Source organism: Acinetobacter larvae (assembly GCF_001704115.1).
Lineage (GTDB): Bacteria > Pseudomonadota > Gammaproteobacteria > Pseudomonadales > Moraxellaceae > Acinetobacter > Acinetobacter larvae.
The window spans coordinates 1,610,619-1,631,117 of sequence record NZ_CP016895.1 but is presented as its reverse complement, the minus strand read 5'-3'; the positions used below and the strand labels follow the sequence as shown (position 1 = coordinate 1,631,117).

Genomic DNA, 20,499 nt, shown 5'->3' with positions numbered 1-20,499 from the left:
GTCCATTATAATCAACGCACTCAATATCTGCTATTTCTTGCGCATAGGATAAACTCCATGAAATATACCTCAATTATTCTTCTGCTGTGCAGCAGTTTATATGCCTATACGGCATCGGCGCAGAGCTCACTCAATGATATAGAGAAAACGCCTGTACCCGACATCAGTTATATGCAAGCCCCCTTAAGCGCTGAGTATTCACAATGTAATGCACAAAGCCGAGGCATGACTGATCAATTACTAATCTGCTTAGACATTGAATATGCGCGGCATGAACAATTGATCCGTGATGCGGTGGCTCAGATTATCGATGCACCAGACAGTATAGAAAAAGATCAACGTTTGGATGAGATTGCTCAATGGTGGCAAGACACCGAACAACATTGCCAATGGGACGCAGCAACAGAAGGTCAAGGGCAAAGGCTAGATGCTGCTTCTTGTCGACTCAATCGCGCCGCCAATTTAGCACAAAAGTTAAAGCACACGACACAGATTGGTCAGTAGAACATGATCATCATACCACCCACAGCTCCAGCAACCTTGCCCTTGCTGGCGCATTTACATAAGCGCAATTTTTCACCCGACTTATATCACAATATCGTTCTCGATCACTGCAATCAGCGCCTCACAGTCTATTTGAATAATCTTTCCGGGCAATTTGTCGGCTATCAACAGTACAATCCTCGCTGTAGCGATAAAACATTTAATCTGCCACATCTGGGCAGATATTATACGGTGGTAACGGCAAAACAAATTGCACTATGGGGCTTAGAAACGCTTAAACCCCAACAAAAAATTTGTTTTGTGGTGGAAGGAATATTTAAAGCAGCGTGTTTACATCAGTTAGGTTATAACGCCATTGCTGTTTTATGTAATAATCCCGTACAGATGCATGCTTGGTTTTATGCCATGCCCTATCAATTCATTGCGATTGGAGATGCGGATCAGGCAGGCGAACAACTGGTAAAATGCGTCGGTCATGGTACAGTATTTGCAAAAGATCTTGATGAATATGCACCAGCCGATTTAGATTTAGCATTACAACATTATCTCAATCAACTATAGCAGATTTAAATGTAACGCTACAGCATTCACTCAATCAACCACATTCGAGCAAACTACGATGCCATAGACACAGTGTTTTTGTTAAAATGCGCTATAGATTTCGCCCTTAAACCGTTGCTGAATAAATTGTCGTGTGGCATCGCTATTTAAAGCCTTGGCTATTTTTTGGATTTCAGGTCGATTTTGATCGCCAGAGCGGACCACCAGATATTCAGCCCAAATATTTTTACCATCTTGTCCATTTTCAATATACAGCGATTTTTTGATATCCAGCTTTGACTCAAGCACATAATTACTATTTAACGCTGCAATATCCACTTGTGACAAAATGCGTGGCAGCATTGCTGAATCAAGTTCTTTAATTTTTAAGTGCTTTGGATTAGACGCTATATCTCTTACGCTCGGTAGTTTATCTGTAGGAAGTGCCAATTGTTTGAATGGTGCTTTTAAAGTGATTAATTTTAACTTTGCCAATAATAATAAACCTCGTCCGCCATTCACAGGATCACTAGGAATTGCAACAGTCGCACCATCTTTTAATTGGTTCAAATGGTTTATTTTAACGGAATATAGCAAAAATGGCTCAGTATGTACGGCAACGACAGGAACTAAATTTGCTTTGTTCTTGGCATTAAAATCATTTAAAAAAGGTCGATATTGGAAATAATTCGCGTCTAATTTCTTAGCAACCAATTGGGTATTGGGCTGTACATAGTCTGCGTATACTTTGATTTTTAAGTCGATGCCTTGCTTAGCCAATTCAGGTTTAATATGTTCTAAAATGACTGCATGTGGTGTTGCGCTGGCACCAATCGTAACGGTTTGATTCGCCCACAATGCTGCTGAAAATAGCGTCGTGCCGATCAATAACGATGTTTTTTTGAAAAGCTTCATAAAGTACCTATTGTTTAAGATTAAGTATATTTTTTTGAGAAATACAATACAGCGCTATGACCAATCAACTGCATCAACTGCACGATCAAGATTAATAAACCAACAGTGACGAGCATAATTTCTGTTTCATAACGTTGATAACCATAACGTATTGCAAGGTCGCCTAATCCACCACCACCAATGACGCCAGATACCGCGGTATAATCAACCAATGCGATGGCAGTAATGGTGATGGCTGCAATAATCGGTGCTCTTGCCTCAGGTAAAAGCACGCCCGTGACCATTTGCCAATAATTCACCCCCATAGACTGCGCCGCTTCTATCACGCCATGATCGACTTCTTGTAATGCTGTTTCGGTCAAACGTGCAAAAAATGCGATTCCAGCCACTGTAATAGGCGGAATAACACCAGCCACATCAATGGTTGTTCCTGTCAGCCATTCTGTCAGCGGCATTAATAAAATCATTAAAATAATAAAAGGAATCGATCGAATAATATTGATCAAAAAAGATAGCAGGTGATACAGTATTGGAATTTTTTTAATCCGGCTATCCGCAAATGAATACATCAAAATACCCAGCGGCAACCCCAACACGACAATAAAGCCCAACGACCATAACAACATTTGCGCTGTTGCTTGAGTGGCTTCCCATAACTCCAAATAGTTGATATTACTTAACAGTTCTAACATTTAGGCAGCCTCTTCTATGTTTTGAGGCTTCTGTAATGAGAATTCAATAACGTCTACATGTGCTCCCAAAGCGTTTAACTGTTGCAGGAATACATCGACAGAGCCGCCATTGAGTGCCAAAATCGTTTGGCTATAAAGAGACCTTTTACTACGCTCGACTCTAGACTCAACGATTTGATAATCTACCTTGGTCATTTGCGCAATGCTTTCATAGTTTGGACGCTTGGCGAATTCCCCCAGCGCTGTCACACGAATCAGCATCGAAGATGCTGGAACATCGATATGATTTAAATCTAATTCGCCTAAAATCAAAGAACGTGCTACAGGATGAATCGGATGTAGTAATACCTCATCGACCATACCCTGTTCCACGATACGACCTCGATCAAGCACCACAACACGATCGCAAATCTGACGAATCACGCTCATTTCATGCGTAATCAGCACCAAGGTAATCGCTAATTCACGATTGATTTTTAATAATAAATTAAGGATCTCATGGGTCGTTACGGGGTCCAAAGCACTGGTCGCTTCATCACATAATAAGATTTTCGGTGAATTTGCGATGGCGCGTGCAATGCCTACACGTTGTTTCTGCCCACCCGATAACTGTTTTGGGTATTTCTGTAGATGTTCCGTCAAACCTAATTGAGCAGCTAAAGTGGTAACGCGTTGTTGAATCTGCTGACGGTTGAACTTAGCATCTAAGCCCAATGGAAAGGCAATATTCTCAAAGACCGTTTTGCTTTTTAATAAATTAAAATGCTGAAAAATCATAGCAACTTGCTTTCTTAGGATTTTTAATTGCTGATTGGATGCTTTGGACAGTGTCTGTCCCAGCACGGTGACATCACCCTGATCGACTTGTTCTAGACCATTGATCAAGCGAAGTAAAGTTGACTTCCCCGCACCAGAATGTCCAATAATCCCGACGATTTCAGAAGGCTCGATATTTAAATTAATCTGATCTAATGCAATTATTTTATTATTCTTCACATTAAAATTTTTGTAAGCATTGTTGATCTGAATCATGATGTATAAACCGTTATAACGATGGCAACAACATAAATAAAAATTCAGATTAAAAAAACAATTTAAATTGGATATTTATATCAAGAAATCATAATTAATAAACCATGATATATTTATTGGAATTGTTGATTTCATATACACCCAACAGGCGCTATCTTATTTCAGTAAACTTGCTCTTAGATGAGTTGAAAATAAATACAGATTAAAAGTGCTTGAATCGAATCTAAACACAAATCCATCCGATTCAAGCGCATAGCTTAAGTTCTAAGATCAAAACGCATTATGCGCCCGCATTACGCTAACCCATCCATGTCAAAGCTTGGACGGTTTATGCCATATAAAGTAAAGGCTCACCACAATGAACGGTTTGCCCTGCCCGACATAAAATAGCTTTCACTACACCGTCATCGGTAGCATAAACAGGTAATTCCATCTTCATGGCTTCAATAATGGCAATGGTTTCGCCCTTTTTAACACATTGTTCTTGTTCAACCAATATTTTCCATATATTGCCCGTCATTGATGCGGTTAAAGCGGTTAAATGACTATAGTCTTGTGTCACAAAATTTTCATCTTCAACCTGCTGTATCGTGACTTCTTGCTGCTGCCATAATTCTGCTTGTTGCTGAAAAGCCTGTTGTTGTTTGTGCTGAAATGCATCAATACTCGGTTGTTGATCCAGCAAGAATTGTTGATAGGCAGCATAATCAAATACCGTTTCCTCAATCTCAATCTGCCTTAAACCTTGCTCAAAATCCGCACGCCATAGACTCAACTCAGCCTCGCTAACAGGGAAATATTTAATTTGATCAAAAAATCTTAAAAACCAAGGTTGCTGCGCAAATTGCGGATGAGCTTGATATTTGTTCCAAATCGGTAAAGTACGTCCGACCAATTGATAACCTCCTGGTGAGTCCATACCATAGATACACATATACATGCCGCCAATTCCAACTGTGCCTTCGGGCGTAAAGGTTCGTGCTGGATTATATTTAGAGCCCAATAAACGATGTCTTGGATCTAGCGGTACAGCACACGGCGCCGACAAATACACATCCCCCAGACCTAAAATGAGATAATGTGCCGAATAAAGAATATCTTTAACTTGCTCTCGATGGTCCAAACCATTAATTTGCTGTAAGAAATCTACATTATTGGGCAACCATGGTGCTTGCGCACAAACACTTTGTTGATAACGTGCCACAGCACCCAAGGTTGCCGCATCTTCAAATGCCATTGGTAAATGTAAAATACGAGATGGGATTTTTAGCTGTGATGTGTCTTCTAACTGATATTCAAGTTTGATCAACAATTCAAGCAACTGTGCTTGTGGCAATTGCAAACTGTCATACTTAATCTGTAATGAACGCACCCCAGGTGCCAGCTCCAAAATCCCGACGGTATCTGTATTTTCAATCTGCTGCATCAATTGGTGTACCCGCAAACGCAAGCCCAAATCTAAAATATCTTCACCATATTCAAGCAAGATATACTGGTCCCCTGCTTGTCGATACTGCACTTGTGGCTGACCGCCCTCAGCAGCAATACTGGCTAAAATACAATCTCCTAAATCGGCGATGGTACGCAATGTGCTCGGGTCTGTGGATGCAACCCTGCTGGCACTTGGTTTTTCAGGTGCTGTTGTAAAATTGGCTATTTGTGCCTGTTGTGTCCGCGCCATTTGATTGGCTTCTGCAATGCTAACCGGATAAAAGCTGACCCGGTCATCGGCTTTGAGTTGTCCCATTTTCCAAAGCTCAGCCGATGCAATGGTCAAGGGGCAAACAAAGCCGCCTAAACTTGGACCGTCCTTCGCCAAAATCACCGCAAAATCACCAGTAAAATTAATCGCGCCAATCGCATATTCACAATCATGCACATTAGAGGGATGCAAGCCAGCCTCACCACCATGCGGGCGTGTCCAACGTGGTGTAGGACCACTCAGGCGAATGCCTAAACGGTTAGAGTTAAAGTGTACCGTCCACGCTGTGCTAAAAAATTCTTCTATACTGTCTGGCTGAAAAAAATCAGGCGCACCATGTGGGCCATAGAGTACAGCAATATGCCAGTGTTGTGGATAATCTGGAATATAGCTACTGTGCATGGCTTGCGCAACCTGATGATGTGCTGTTGGTTTGCCATCAAAAATAGCAATCATATCACCGAGCTGTAAGCAACGTCCGGCATGACCACCCAAAGCCCCCAAACTAAAAGTTGCTCGGCTTCCCAAATAAAGCGGAACATCTAAACCATGTTGTACCGCCAAATAACTCCGACAACCAGCTGTTTGCGCCCCCAAGCTCAACACTTGACCGGCGCTAACTGCAATAGGCTGCCAGAACGCCACGGCTATACCATCTAAAGTTGCTTGACACGGCGCACCAGTAATCGCAATCACTGCATCACAATGAAACTTTAAACTCGGTCCATACAAACTAAACTCAAATCCGGCTGCTGTCGGATCATTTCCAACGATTTGATTTGCCATACGAAAAGCATAGTCATCCATCGGTCCCGAGGGCGGCACCCCAATATCCCAATAACCAACACGACCAGGATAATCCTGGATACTGCTCTGCGCGCCTGCTGCCAGCACCTCAATCATATGCGGTTGATATTTAAAATCATCTAACAAACGCGTAAACATCTGGGCAGCTTGGAAATGCGGATCTTGCAAAACTTTTTGGACATAATCCAAATTGGTACAAATACCACTTAATCGGGTTGCAGCCAAAGCACGCTGTAATTTTGCAATCGCACGTGGGCGATCTTCTGCATGAACAATCACTTTGGCCAGCATGGGATCAAAATATGTCGAGACCTCAGTCCCTGCGCTGAGCCAATGATCTACCCGAACGTCCTCAGGGAAATAAACCTCGGTCAATCTACCAGGGCTCGGCTGAAAGTCTTTGATCGGATTCTCAGCATATAGACGCGCCTCTATGGCACAGCCTTGTTGCGCAACACCGTTCAGGGCTGCCCAGTCTAAGCATTCTCCTGCTGCAATACGGATCATGCAAGCAACCAAATCGATCCCCGTCACCATTTCCGTAATCGGATGCTCAACTTGTAAACGGGTATTGACCTCTAAAAAATAAAATTCATCGCGCTGCACTTCATAAATAAACTCTACTGTCGCAGCACTCAAATAATTCACCGATTGTGCCAACGCAACTGCGGCTTGTTGCATTTTTTGTCGTGTACTTGCTGGTAGATTCGGCGCTGGCGTTTCTTCAATCACTTTCTGATTACGGCGTTGTAAAGAACAATCCCGCTCGCCCAAAGCAACCACTTGACCTTGCCCATCTCCTAAAATTTGTACTTCAATATGCCGTGCCTGTTCGATATAACGTTCCAGAAAGACACCCGCATCTTTAAAATATTGCTGCCCTAAACGCTTGACCTGAGCAAAAGCCTGTTGTAATTGCTGTTGATTTTGACAACAACACAGCCCAATACCACCGCCACCGGCTGTGCTCTTTAGCATAATCGGATAGCCTATCTGCTGGGCAGCTGCAAGCGCTTCCTCGATATCATTTAATAAAGCACTGCCAGGTGTCATCGGTACCTGTGCTGCTGCGGCCAAGAGACGTGCCTGATGTTTTAAACCAAATTGACGAATATGTTCAGCGCGAGGTCCAATAAATACAATCCCCGCGTGCTGACAAGCCGTTGCAAATTCGGCACTTTCTGACAAGAAGCCATACCCAGGAAAAATTGCATCTGCGGCACTGTCTTTGGCCGCTTGTATGATTTTTTCAATAGACAAATAACTGTCTGCAGCATGCGATGCTTGTAAATCAATTGCCAGATCAGCGTCTTTGACATGTTGGGCATAACGATCCGTTTCTGCATAGACCGCAACTGTGCGAATGCCCATTTTTTTACAAGTTCGTATAGCACGTAGCGCAATTTCACCACGATTGGCAATGAGTATGGTATGAAACATGCTTATTCTCCAGAATCATTCGCGTTGTTTAAGGCTTTATTTTTAAGACCTTGTTTTAAGGCTTTGTTTTAAAATGATGCTTTGTGGTAATGACCATGTATCGACATTGCCCTAGGCACTTTGTTGTTCTATGTAATAACGCCAACCACTGAGTGTGCTAATATCTTCCGCCGACTCAATGGCATAATTTTCACAGATAAATCCTTTTACCCAGCGACCATCAATCAGTTCTAGATTACCAATGGCCAATGGTGCAGGAATTTCAGCGACGAATGCGCCAAAATATGCTTTGGGGATTTGCCAGATTTCTACTTCGATCGAATAAGCCGGTTGTTTTTGTCTCACCAAGCCGGGTTTAGCAGGATCTGTACCACTGAGGGCATATAGACTATATTGAGCAGCGGTATATGTGGTTTCGATATAAACGGCTTGACGACTGGTTAACTGATAATTCAAAGGCATACCGCTTAAATGCGCACCAACCACAGCAATTGAAACATGATGAGGGCTGTGCTCAACCAAGAGAGGTTGAGTAGACATACTGGGTTGATATTCTTTGCGCAAAGCGCCTAAAGGCAAGGCTAAATGCTGTTGCCATACAATACCAAAATCCAGTAAAGCTTGGTCATACCAAGCATTGGCTATCAGACTTATACCAAAAGGTAAGCCATCTGCGCGAAAACCTGCTGGCAGTGCCAAAGCAGATAAATCGGCTAAATTGGTGAAATTGGTATAGCGCCCAAGATCTGCATTGCGCTGAATAGGCTGTGCTGCGATGTCGGCAAGCCGATAGATCGTTGCTGCGGTTGGCACAAGTAAAGCATCAAATTGAGACAATGTTTGTTGAATACAACGGGCTAAATCCTGTTGCAAATATAGTGCACGATAGGCATCAATCGCAGAGAAATCATAGCCTTTACCAATAATTTCAAGCACTGTTGCATCAAAAGATTTGGCATCATGCAACAAATAAGGCTCTACTGCCGCCGTGCGTTCTGCAACCCATGCCCCTTCATAGAGCTGCGCTGCAAGACGCTCAAAATCGGCAAAATCAATTCGGGTGATTTTGACACCAAGCTGCTGTAATTGCAGCAAACATGCAGCAAATGCTTGCTCTGCATCTAGGTCTCCTAAAAAGTCTAATTGTTGCGGTATCGCAAAATGTACGGGAGGTGCAAACTTTGCTGCGGTATTTTGCGGATGCCGACGAGAATAACTGTCATGCACATCATAGGCTTCGAGTAGATGCCCAACCAAGGCAACATCTGTGACCGTCAATGCAAAGACTGCTATACAATCTAAAGACTTACAGGCAGGAAAAACGCCACGATTGGAAAAACGTCCTTTGGTCGGTTTTAAACCGACAATATTATTGAATGCCGCAGGTACACGCCCCGAACCCGCCGTATCGGTCGCCAATGCAAAAGGCACGAAACCACGCGCAACCACCGATGCCGAACCAGAGCTAGAACCACCACTGATATAATCTGCATTAAAACTATTGGGGACCGCGCCAAAAGGCGATCGCGTCCCCACTAAACCCGTTGCAAACTGATCTAAATTGGTTTTAGCCACCACAATCGCACCAGCTTGTTTCAATAAACGCACTGCTTCGGCATCAACTTGAACCGCGTGCTGCGCCAAAGCAATACCAACGGTACTGACAAAGCCAGCCACATCAATATTGTCTTTTACGGCAAAGGGAATACCAAACAAAGGCCAGCGTTGTAATAACTGCGCTGCTGGCAGTGCGATATCTTGCCCAATATGTTGTTTTAAATCATCAATCTGCTTACGTATTTGCTCAGCACTGGCTAGACTAATCCACGCCGGATCATCTGCCGGCCAAGTCGCCACATAATCAATTAAATCATCTAACTGTACGACTGAATGTCGATAAGCATGTTGCCATTCGGCAATGGTCCATCCTGCGAGGATATGCTGACTCACGGTGTTGTCTCCAACTCTTGTCAAGATCAGCAAATGCCTTGCAGAAAGCATGCCAATCTGGCAATTGCACAATATCCCAGCAGCCTCGTCCGATGCCCATGCCCATGCCCATGCGTAGCAAGCTAACACGAAGCCCGCCTCACCCACATAAGCCTCATCCACATAAACTGTGAGCTCAGTATAATAAATTCGATCACTCACTCACCGACATGGCATAGCTTTTGCTCTTTGCCCATCATCCCTATCGGTTGAGGAACTCAACATGCAAAATCATTCCTTCACGGATCATATTGAAGAAAAAATAGAAGATAAAAAAGTTGAGCAAGTCATTCAAGACAGCCTTGAAGACTATACCTTACGCTATGCACCGCAACGCTTTCGCGTGTGGAGTCCAAGCGTCATTGCGCTAAGCGCATTGGGAGGTATCGCCTATTTAGCAGATTTTTCGATTGGTGCCAGCATTGGCATTGCTTATGGCACCACCAATGCACTGCTAGCCATCTTATGTGCAGCCTTATTAATTTTTATTACTGCGCTACCACTGGCTTATTATGCTGCCCGTTATAATATTGACTTAGATTTAATAAGTCGTAGCGCTGGGTTTGGTTATCTTGGTTCAGTGATCACCAGCATCATCTTTGCATCTTTTACATTTATATTTTTTGCACTCGAAGGTGCCATCATGGCACAAGGTCTATGGGTCGGTTTAAGCATCCCATTATGGCTGGGTTATTTGATTTCCACATTCATGGTCATTCCTTTGGTGGTCTATGGCATGAAAGCGCTAACCAAAATGCAAGTTTGGACGACGCCAATCTGGTTATTGCTGATGGTCGTCCCTGTCGCATATCTCATGTTAAAACAACCTGAACTGGTCTATAGCTGGCGTAACTTTCAAGGGCAGGCAGGCTATCAAACTGTAGATTTCGCCGCTATTATGCTCGGTGCAGGCGTTGTTTTAGCTTTAATTGCGCAAATTGGTGAACAGATAGATTATTTACGCTTTATGCCCAATAAAACACCCGAAAATACCAAGCAATGGTGGTTCGCCGTGATTTCCGCTGGTCCGGGCTGGGTCATCCTTGGTGCAATAAAGCAAATCATTGGTGCATTTTTAGGCTTTTATTTATTGGTACAATTTCCAGCAGTGAACCAAACTGAGCCTGTACAACAATTTGTCTCTACCTTTGAGTTTATGATGAATCCTTGGTTGGCCATGTGTTTTGCAGTGATTTTAGTAGTGATTTCACAGATTAAAATCAATGTTAGCAATGCCTATTCTGGTTCTTTGGCTTGGACCAGCGCTTATGCGCGTTGCCGCAAACGCTATCCGGGTAGAATTATTTTTGTATTAATCAATCTAGCCTGTGCCTTAGCCTTGATGGAAATGGATATGTTTTCCTTCTTGCACAAAATCCTGAGCTTTTATGCTAACTGTGCGATTGCTTGGATTAGTGTGGTGGCCACGGATATCGTCATCAATAAATACCTTTTAAAATTATCCCCGAAAATTCCCGAATACCGCCGTGATATGATCTACAACTTTAACCCTGTCGGCTTAATTGCCTTTGGTTTGGCGACCACGCTGTCTATTGCAGCATATTTTGGTTTATTTGGAGCGGTGCTTGCATCCTATTCGCCCCTTATTGCCTTATCCATTGCTGTTTGCTGTACCCCACTGCTCTGTTGGATTACCAAGGGAAAATACTATATTAAACAACATGATGATGGCATTGCCACAGCAAGATATGACGCACAAGGCAATGCCAATAAGCAGTTATATTGCTGTGCTGTCTGTCAGCAACATTATGAACGTCCAGATGTAATGTACTGCCAAAAACAGCAGGCGATACTCTGTTCCTTATGTAAAACCATGCAAATTTAACCCTATACATCCATTAAACCGTAAAGTTTTTCAATCTCTAAACCCGACCATCCTCCCAGATGGTCTTTTGCTGATGTTTGTATTTTTTAAATGCATTATGCTGACCATTTTAACCATCGCTAGAAATCGCAGCGCGAATTATTTCACGCTGCTTTCATTGATTTAAATTGACTCAAAATATTCCATTTATATAAACCAAACAATCCATTACATTCATATCTATATTAAAAAACATAAAACAATAAAACCGTGATTAACTTCACGATAAAATGCTGCACTTTTCGAGACTTGTAATCTTTTAATATTGATCGAGATATTTTAAAGCACACATTAAAAGCCTGTTCGCCATAAACTTTTCTGTAAACAGCCTTTTTGCATTGCAACACAATTTACGCTTCTATCTTATGATTTTGGGAAACACATGAACAAATTATCTTTTTCTTTATTTGCTCTTTATTTGGCTGGTTTTAGCTTCAATACACATGCAGTCGCAAGTACTGCTTTTAGCCCCGAAAAAGTTTCTATCGCGCTCTCCTCGGGTATTTTAACGGGAGGAACTGCCAAAGAATTTTCTTTTGATGAGGAGTTTGGGCAATTATCACAACTAGATTGGTCGATTAAAAATACTCCCATCGGCAAAGCAGATATTACTTGGGATCTCCACCCACGCCTCTCACTCAGTGCCAAAGGTTGGACGACTTTAGCCAGTGGTCAATCACATATGGATGATTATGATTGGCTTAATCTTGAAGATCGTTCTCAGATTACCGATTGGTCAACCCATTCAAATACCCATCTAAATCATGCCAATGAATTTGACTTAAATATGAATTTCTGGATGCTGAATAATAATCCATTTAAATTAGGTCTTTTGGCTGGCTATCAAGAAAATCGTTTTAGTTGGTCCGCATTTGGTGGTCATGCCAAATACAGCGAGTCTGATGAGGATGGAGATTATATTCCAGATACCGCACAAAGTATTGAATATGACTTTGCAGATGATGCAATGGTCATTGGCTATAAACAAAAATATAGCATGCCTTATCTGGGACTTAATACACAATATCAATTTAATAAATTTGAAATCAGTGCCCAATTAAAATATAGCCCTTGGGTTAAAGCAAAAGACCGAGATATTCACTATGAACGTGAAAACCTTTATCTCAATAAAGCCAGTAAATCTTCTAAATATTATGGTGCAAGTATCAATATGGGCTACAACATTATTCCTAGCACCAAATTATTTGCAGAATATAACTGGAGTAAATATGATATGGCTCGATCAGATACCCTTATTTTAAATGTAAATGAAGAACCATATCTCAATGAAAATGGCGGTGGTATTTCCAATAAACATCAAACTGTACAAGTCGGCATACAATATAAATTCTAACTATGCTCAGAACTGCGCGTTTATGGGGCTTTATCTATAGAGCGATGCTTGGCTTAGCGCTAGAGATTTAGCTACATGCAATCATCCGCGTTCAAGATGAACAGCGGATGATTTTTATTGTTTTAACAATAGCTCAAAGATTAACCACAGTAGCCACGATCTTTAGATTAATCCAGCAAAGCTGCAGCAAAACCACGCACCCTTGTTAATGTTGCCTCGACACCGTGTTCAAAGAAACAATTCACCAATACCGAACCCACCACAACCAAATCAGCATGTTGTGCCACAGCACGGACCTGTTGCTCATTTTTAATCCCGAAGCCCACAGCAACAGGAATATCAAAATGCGGACGAATGTGTTGCAGTTTTTCGATTAAAGGTGCTAGATGTAATTCCCCACCCGTCACAGCATTTTCAGCCACATGATATAAAAAGCCACTGGCGCTCTGTGCAATTTCTGCCAATTTCTGATCATCAGTACTTGGCGCGGATAAACGAATACAATGTACAGACTGCGCAGCCAATGCTTCAGCTAAACCAAGATGACTGCGTACAGGTAAATCAACCACCAATACACCATCAACAATGCCAGCACAATCTTGGGCAAATTTTTCAAAACCATACTGCATAATCGGATTTAAATATCCCATCAGTACGATTGGGGTCGTTTGGTCGACCTCTCGAATCTGTTGGACCAACAATAAAGTTTTTGCCAAGTTCTGCCCAGCAGCTAAAGCCCGTAAATGCGCAGCTTGAATCACTTCGCCATCTGCCACAGGATCCGAAAAAGGCATACCAATTTCAATGATATCGGCACCGGCTGCCCCCAATTGCTGCAACAAGTTCAAACTCTGTGCATAGTCAGGATCTCCAGCGGTAAAATAACAAACCAAACCACTACGCTGTTGCTGTTTAAGTTGCTGCGTTTTTTCTGCTAAACGATTCATTGCTTGGCTCCTATGCTCATATAGTGTTGTACTGTGGCAAGGTCTTTATCTCCACGACCGCTGAGATTGACAATTATAATTTTCTCAGCAGGCAATGTCGCAGCTAACTTACAGGCATAAGCGATGGCATGTGAACTTTCTAGCGCAGGAATAATGCCTTCTTCACGACTCAATAAACGATAAGCAGAAATCGCTTCATCATCTGTTACTGCAACATACTGCACTCGACCACTGTCATGTAATAAAGCATGCTCAGGACCGACACCTGGATAGTCCAAACCAGCAGAAACTGAATGTGCTTCTGCGATTTGCCCATCTTCATTTTGTAATAAATAAGTCAAATTACCGTGCAATACCCCAGGTTTACCTTTACAGATTGCAGCAGCATGTTGCGCACTGTCCAAACCATGACCCGCAGCTTCAACCCCAAAACATTGAATTTCTGGCTCGGCTAAAAATGGATGCATGAGCCCAATCGCATTGGAACCACCACCGATACAAGCCACTAGAGCATCAGGCAAACGACCTTCTTTTTCTAAAATTTGTGCTTTGGCCTCTACACCAATAATGGTTTGGAAAGAGCGGACCATACGAGGATAAGGATGGGGTCCAGCACCAGTTCCTAATAAATAATAGCTATCATCAATATGGCTAATCCAATCACGAATCGCTTCATTCATGGCTTCTTTGAGTGTGGCACTGCCTTTTTTGACTGCACGAACTTCCGCACCCAAGAGTTTCATGCGTTGCACATTGCTTTGTTGGCGCTGTACATCCACATCCCCCATAAAAATCACACAGTCCATTTTAAATAAAGCACAAACAGTTGCGGTTGCTACACCGTGTTGCCCAGCGCCAGTTTCTGCAATAATTCTGCGTTTTCCCATCCGTTGTGCCAATAAAATTTGTCCAACACAGTTATTAATTTTATGTGCACCAGTATGGTTTAGGTCTTCACGCTTTAAATAAATTTTTGCTCCACCCACATATTCAGTCAGGTTTTGTGCAAAAAACAATGGACTCGGACGCCCAACATAATCGGTTAATATCTGGTGATATTGAGCCCAAAAAGCTTGATCATTTTCGCTACGTTCTAATTCTTGTTCTAAGGCTTGTAATGCTGGAATTAGACTCTCAGGCATATATTGACCGCCATATGGACCAAAATTACCACTCAAATCTGGACCTTCTCCCTGATATGACATCGATTTACACTCATTGCTGACTTAATATCTGCCATCATAGGCTTTTTATTCAAATTGAAAATTGATATATTCTCATGCCAAGTTGTTAGTTTTTTTTACATCATGAAACGCCGTCACTTACCGCCCTTAAATGCATTACGGATGTTCGAAGCTGTCGCTCGACACCGTAGCCTCAGCCTCGCAGCTGAAGAGTTGTGTGTGACACACAGTGCGGTCAGCCATCAGATTAAAATCTTAGAACAATGGTTTGAACAAAAATTATTTACACGTCATGCGCATGGTGTGGCACTTACCCATGCAGGTCTGCAACTTTTCACCGTCTGTGTGCAATCCTTCAATGATTTAGAAAACTGTATTGCACAATTAGCGCAGCATAATGCTCCCAATAGCATCAGCATTGGTGCACCACATAGTTTTTTAGCCAATTGGCTGATTGCACGTTTGGAACATTTTGAGTTAGAACATCGTGATATACAGATTAAATTAATGACCTGCAATGACATTAAAGCTTTAGAAAAAGATCAAATCGATATCTATATTGCTAACCAAGCACGAGACGAAGCAATCGCAACACATTTACAACGGCATTTATTATTTGAAGATAAAATTGGTCCAGTATCTAATCTGGAAAAAATAGCGTTGCTTCATCATCCCAAGGATCTGCTCAACCAAACCTTATTGCACACCAAATCAAATCCAGAAGCATGGTCTTTATGGCTACAACAACATAATATTCAGCTTGAGCAGGTGAAGCAGCAACGGTCTTTTGACCATTTAAATCTTATGCTTGAAGCTGCAGCATCAGGGCTTGGCATTGCCATTGCCCCGCAGTTATTACTCAGTAAAGAATTGGAAAATCAGCGGCTGTATGCGCCTTTGGGTTTCATGCCATGTGGGCGTGATTTTTATAGCATCGTCAAAAAATCTAAAGCCAGCCAGACGCATATTCAACAGTTTATGCAATGGTTACACACAGCAGTTATTAAGACATAAACCTGTAGAAACCAATCTAGCATCTACTGTACGCTCTTGAGTGAATGCGCTATTGAATCAATACAGTTTTGACTAAGACAATAAAAATCACCGCGTACACACTTGTCCAATATCCCGAACACTGACTGGACAAGCAGTTATCAGACGCAAGTCATATTAAAATGTGCTACGTAAGCTCAGCATAAAATTACGCGGCTCACCATACATCCAACGGTTTGCGGCATAGCCCATACTGGCAAAATAATGTTTATCAAATAGGTTATTGATATTCAGTGCTACATCCAGCTGCGGATTCACCTTATAGCCAATATGCGCATTAAACACACTAAAACCGGCATTACGTTGATTGGTGGTTGAATCATATAAATGTGACTGTGCATTTAAACCCCCACCCACATTCCAACCATTGTTGAAATTATAGGTTGACCATAATTTCACGGCATGTTTGGGGGTTGATGGGGAAAAATTACTGCCTACGGCATAATCCCACGATGAGGTTGAGTTACTACGAATAACTTCTGAATCCGTATAAATATAACTCATGATTAAATCCCATTGCTCTGTGAGTTTACCGACCAATTCTAATTCAACGCCTTGGGTCTGATTTTCTCCTCCCGCAATTGAACAGCCTAATGTCGCTATATCCAGCGGATCACCTTGACAATGTGGGTTGGGATAATGGCTTGGATCACGGTCTACTGTCGCCCGATTTTCATCTCTCAAACGAAACACCGCAAGCGTGGACTGTAAATCACCGTCAAAGAATTCAGCTTTTACACCCGTTTCCACTTGCCATCCCACCCGTGGTTTTACCGTTGCCCCAGTCCATTCTTTTTGAGTCTGTGGGCTAAAAATATCGGTATAGCTGACATACCAAGACATGTCTTTGCTAAAGTTCCAAACCAATCCCGCATAAGGTGTAAACTCCATACTGGCTTTGGCCGCAGATTTTTCCCAATCACTGCTATTTTGAGCACCAATACCACGGCTTTTCTCATCGTAATTACTGAAGCGTCCTCCCAATGTCAAAGTTAAATCATCAAGCAGTTTATATTTCACAGCACCGTATAAACTAGATTTCTGCACTTCAGTTTGGGTTTTATTCAGATTTGGATCAGGAATATCATTGGGATCAACCCGAGGATGCATTAAAAAATCTGAATTCCAATATTCTGATCGATCAGGATTATCATAGCTGGTTGAACTCCCAATTTTCTGATCACTCCGCGACCAAGTTCCACCAAAGATCAGATCATGTTCACGATCAAATAACTCAAATTTACCCGCAATACTTAGTTCTCCGCCATATAGCACCTGACGGCTATCTTTTTTATATCCATAGTAACTGGTTCTTTGGGTCTGGGCATTCGGTGTTGTTGCAATCGCCATTTGTGATTTTAGCTGTTGGTCTTGATAAATACTGGCAAATTTCACTTTCCAGGCATCATTCAACGCATGTTCAATATCAAAACGTGCTTCAAAAGCATTGGGTACTTTGGTTTTATTCCAATCTGCACCAAAAAAATCTTTACGACTAAAATCACCACCTCGTGGTGGCCAACCATAAAAAGGTACGCTATCGGACTGACTATAATTGATCGAAGAGGTGACTAAAGTATGCTCGCCAACATCCGCCTCTACTATTGCATAAGCAGAATTACGATGTTCTTCAGCAGAATCGTAGAAAAAATCTTTTTGTTGATGGGTTAAAATAGCTCGCCCGCGGATACGACCATCTGCTGTTAAACGATCATTTGCACCGACACTAACACGCATATTATTCCATGAACCATAGGAAAGATTGACAAAACCTTCTGGCTCAGCAGTCGGGCGACGGCGCACCATATTGATCACACCACTTGGGTCGCCATTGCCTTCTAATAGCCCAGCGGGACCTCTTAAAATTTCAATACGATCATAGATTTCCATATCTCTCGCTGGTGCAATACTATATGAATCGTTAGCACCCACAGACAAACCATCTTGTTGTTGAGTTGCCTGATAACCACGCATTTGGTAGCCCGTTTCAGCAAATGCGCCATTGCTGGTTACCGTCACACCCGTTGCCTGAGTCATCGCTTCTTTTAGATTACTAATATTCTGATCATCAAGTTGTTTTCGCGTCATCACCGACATAGATTGAGGTGTTTCTCTTAATGACTGTTCAAATTTTCCAGTCGTTACTTTCGGTGTGGTATAGCGCTGGCTCCCTTCAGTCCGTGCTGTTTGCGGGCGTGCCGATAGACTAATCACGGGTAATTCTGCAACATCAGAAGCAGTCTGTGTACTTGGGCGAATTGCCTCTGACCTTGCTTTTAGCTGAATCGTTGCCAATTGCACAATCGCTTGTGGTTGATCCGGCGTTTTTTCACGAATCGACCAGCTTGCATCTTCATGCTGCACCAATTGCAAATTTGTTCCTGCCAATAATGTTAAAAAACCTTGCTGTACGTTATAGGCTCCCTGAAGCCCAGAACTTAGCAAGCCCTGTGTTAGTTTTGGATCAAATGACAATGCCACATGGCTTTGCATTGCAAAATCAGCCAAGACATCCCCTAACTGACCTGCAGCGATTGCATAGGGTTGTGTTGACTGTGCTGGTGCTGCAAAAATATATGTTATTGGTGCAGCAAGTACAGCGCCTAACATCATGACACGTATTGCTTGCACTAAGGAATTATCATCTAGCTTAAGTTTGCTTGATTTTAAATTGGTATTTTGCGCGTACATAAAGTCCTCATCATCTAAGAATGAAACGCTTTCTTAGTGATAGACAATCGAACTTTAAAAACAGCTCAATTTATTTTAAATTCTCTGAATTTTCGATAGGACTACTAACTTCGCTAGATGTTTTACTCGTTTGTTAATGAGCTTGTTTTTGAATATAAACCCAATGCCCATGCATATAATGTGAAATCTCAACACCATAAGTATGCTGCAACATTTTATAAAGTTTAGCTAAATCATCAATCGGATAATTTCCAGAAATGCGTAATTGCTGCAAAGCAGGGTCTAGATAGATATAGCCTTTTTGATAAGGCTTGATACGCTCAACAAACTGCTGTAGAGGCATATCTTTCACCAAAAGAAAGCCCTGAGTCCAGCTCAACTGTTGTGGATGAAGTTGCTCTACCTTTTTAATCTGATCGACATTAAAATAAACTTGTTGCCCTGCAGATAAATACTGTTGTTGACCACTTAAACTTTGAATTGCCACCGCACCTTGTTGAACAGCAACATAAGCTTGTTGTTGTTCTATTTTGACCAAATACTTTGTACCTAGGGCTTGTGCCGCACCTTGAGGAGTTTTTACCCAAAAAGGACGTTGTAATACATCATGTTGGGTTTCAATCCAAATCTCGCCTTTTCTTAAAATAATACTACGGCTATTGCGACTATAATCGATATCAATCGCCGTGTTTGCATTGAGTAAAATACGCCCACCATCCTCTAATTGCACTGTTTTGCGCTCACCTGTCGTGGTGCGATAATCCGCACTCCATTGCTGTATGCTATTTAGATAATATAAAATCAGCAAACTCGGTAACGTTGCCAACAGCATCAATAAATGTTTCACTTCAACTTTATAGGTCCGCTGTTTCTTTATAACAGGTGCGGCAATCTCTGTTGGAAGCTGTTGAAACTTCTGTTGTAATTGCTCAATATTTTGCCATGCTTGAGCATGAAACGTACTTTGTTGCAACCATTGTTCAAATTGTTGTTGCTCAGCCGAACTTAAATCTCTTTGCTGCACCAATAATGCCCAAGCAGCGGCTTGTTCTATAATATTTATTTTCTCTTGTTTGCTATACATCACAGCTCATGATCCATCATCACCAACAAACAGTGGGTATAAGCTTTTTGAATATAACGTTTAACCGTACTCAACGAAATACCCATACGATCAGCAATATCTTGGTATTTCATCCCTTCAAGTTGGGCATATAAAAAAGTATCACGTACGGTATCGGGTAAACTATTGAGTAAAGTGGTTACCTCGACCAAACTTTCTATAATTTCACATGCATATTCTGGTGAAGGCTGCTCTAATTCAGGTTGTGTAGCTAATACTTCCAGATAAGCACGCTCAATCTGCTTTCGATGAAACCAGTTAATCATTAAGCTTTTGGCAACACTGGTTAAATAAGCACGCGGTTGTTCAATCTCTACAGCCTGCTTTCTCGTCATGACCCGTACAAAAGTATCTTGTGCCAAATCTGCTGCATCCGCTGAATTCCCCAATCGATGATATAGCCAACGATAAATCCATGAATGATGTTGTTGATATAAAGCTAAAATATGTTTTTGAGCTTGAGAAGACGGCATGTTGTGATGCACACATCAGTATTAATGTTGATAATTATTATCATATAAAAAACAGACAAGATACAGCCTATTTGGGCAAAAATCCTATCAGCTTTGCTATTGTAAAACTTCATATTCGAAAAATTTAGGTCAGTATCTACTGACCTAAACAAGTACTTTTAATTTATA

General features: G+C 41.9%; 15 protein-coding genes. 5 read left to right on the top strand and 10 right to left on the bottom strand.

All coding sequences use genetic code 11. The features are described from left to right. Positions 1 to 57 precede the first annotated feature (57 nt). Both BFG52_RS07165 and BFG52_RS07160 read left to right on the top strand, forming a co-directional pair. The gene (locus BFG52_RS07165) at positions 58 to 504 is read left to right on the top strand and encodes a hypothetical protein (RefSeq protein ID WP_067554049.1); all 447 of its coding nucleotides are present in this window, start codon (positions 58 to 60) and stop codon (positions 502 to 504) included. A 3-nt stretch (positions 505 to 507) separates the two neighbouring features. Continuing rightward, positions 508 to 1,065, top strand: a complete 558-nt coding sequence (locus BFG52_RS07160) for a toprim domain-containing protein (protein WP_067554046.1) — start codon at positions 508 to 510, stop codon at positions 1,063 to 1,065. Between the two features lie 81 nt (positions 1,066 to 1,146). On the opposite strand, the gene BFG52_RS07155 is transcribed toward BFG52_RS07160, so the two are convergent. From BFG52_RS07155 to atzF, 5 genes are all read right to left on the bottom strand, one after another. Then, positions 1,147 to 1,959 (bottom strand): MetQ/NlpA family ABC transporter substrate-binding protein, encoded by an 813-nt coding sequence (locus tag BFG52_RS07155; RefSeq protein WP_067554043.1) that lies wholly within the window; start codon positions 1,957 to 1,959, stop codon positions 1,147 to 1,149. A gap of 20 nt (positions 1,960 to 1,979) precedes the next feature. After that, positions 1,980 to 2,651 carry a methionine ABC transporter permease gene (locus tag BFG52_RS07150; protein ID WP_067554040.1) on the bottom strand — a complete coding sequence of 224 codons (672 nt, stop codon included), beginning with the start codon at positions 2,649 to 2,651 and terminating at the stop codon, positions 1,980 to 1,982. Continuing rightward, complete coding sequence (locus BFG52_RS07145; RefSeq protein ID WP_067554037.1) at positions 2,652 to 3,683, bottom strand: methionine ABC transporter ATP-binding protein; 1,032 nt, start codon at positions 3,681 to 3,683, stop codon at positions 2,652 to 2,654. A 328-nt stretch (positions 3,684 to 4,011) separates the two neighbouring features. Continuing rightward, positions 4,012 to 7,632 (bottom strand): urea carboxylase, encoded by a 3,621-nt coding sequence (gene uca, locus BFG52_RS07140; protein WP_067554035.1) that lies wholly within the window; start codon positions 7,630 to 7,632, stop codon positions 4,012 to 4,014. A 111-nt stretch (positions 7,633 to 7,743) separates the two neighbouring features. Continuing rightward, complete coding sequence (atzF, locus tag BFG52_RS07135; RefSeq protein ID WP_067554032.1) at positions 7,744 to 9,582, bottom strand: allophanate hydrolase; 1,839 nt, start codon at positions 9,580 to 9,582, stop codon at positions 7,744 to 7,746. 262 nt (positions 9,583 to 9,844) lie between these two features. On the opposite strand from atzF, the gene BFG52_RS07130 reads away from it, so the two are divergent. Continuing rightward, a complete protein-coding gene (locus tag BFG52_RS07130; RefSeq protein ID WP_067554029.1) occupies positions 9,845 to 11,467 on the top strand; it encodes a purine-cytosine permease family protein in 1,623 nt (540 codons plus the stop codon). Positions 11,468 to 11,888: 421 nt separating this feature from the next. Beyond that, on the top strand, positions 11,889 to 12,860 hold the full coding sequence (locus tag BFG52_RS07125; protein WP_067554027.1) for an omptin family outer membrane protease: 972 nt from the start codon (positions 11,889 to 11,891) through the stop codon (positions 12,858 to 12,860). 167 nt (positions 12,861 to 13,027) lie between these two features. On the opposite strand, the gene trpA is transcribed toward BFG52_RS07125, so the two are convergent. Together trpA and trpB are read right to left on the bottom strand one after the other, a co-directional pair. After that, a complete protein-coding gene (gene trpA / locus BFG52_RS07120; RefSeq protein WP_067554024.1) occupies positions 13,028 to 13,807 on the bottom strand; it encodes a tryptophan synthase subunit alpha in 780 nt (259 codons plus the stop codon). Then, on the bottom strand, positions 13,804 to 15,012 hold the full coding sequence (gene trpB, locus BFG52_RS07115) for a tryptophan synthase subunit beta (protein WP_067554021.1): 1,209 nt from the start codon (positions 15,010 to 15,012) through the stop codon (positions 13,804 to 13,806). The genes trpA and trpB overlap by 4 nt, the downstream gene beginning before the upstream one ends. A gap of 102 nt (positions 15,013 to 15,114) precedes the next feature. Between trpB and BFG52_RS07110 the strand changes: the two genes are divergently transcribed. Continuing rightward, entirely contained in the window at positions 15,115 to 16,005 is an 891-nt protein-coding gene (locus BFG52_RS07110; RefSeq protein ID WP_067554018.1) for a LysR substrate-binding domain-containing protein, read from the top strand. Between the two features lie 156 nt (positions 16,006 to 16,161). On the opposite strand, the gene BFG52_RS07105 is transcribed toward BFG52_RS07110, so the two are convergent. The 3 genes from BFG52_RS07105 to BFG52_RS07095 form a co-directional block, all read right to left on the bottom strand. Then, complete coding sequence (locus tag BFG52_RS07105) at positions 16,162 to 18,735, bottom strand: TonB-dependent siderophore receptor (protein ID WP_067554015.1); 2,574 nt, start codon at positions 18,733 to 18,735, stop codon at positions 16,162 to 16,164. Positions 18,736 to 18,868: 133 nt separating this feature from the next. Next, positions 18,869 to 19,819: a FecR family protein gene (locus tag BFG52_RS07100; protein WP_067554012.1), complete on the bottom strand. Its 951-nt coding sequence runs from the start codon at positions 19,817 to 19,819 to the stop codon at positions 18,869 to 18,871. Then, complete coding sequence (locus BFG52_RS07095; protein ID WP_067554009.1) at positions 19,819 to 20,331, bottom strand: sigma-70 family RNA polymerase sigma factor; 513 nt, start codon at positions 20,329 to 20,331, stop codon at positions 19,819 to 19,821. The genes BFG52_RS07100 and BFG52_RS07095 overlap by 1 nt, the downstream gene beginning before the upstream one ends. Positions 20,332 to 20,499 lie beyond the last annotated feature (168 nt).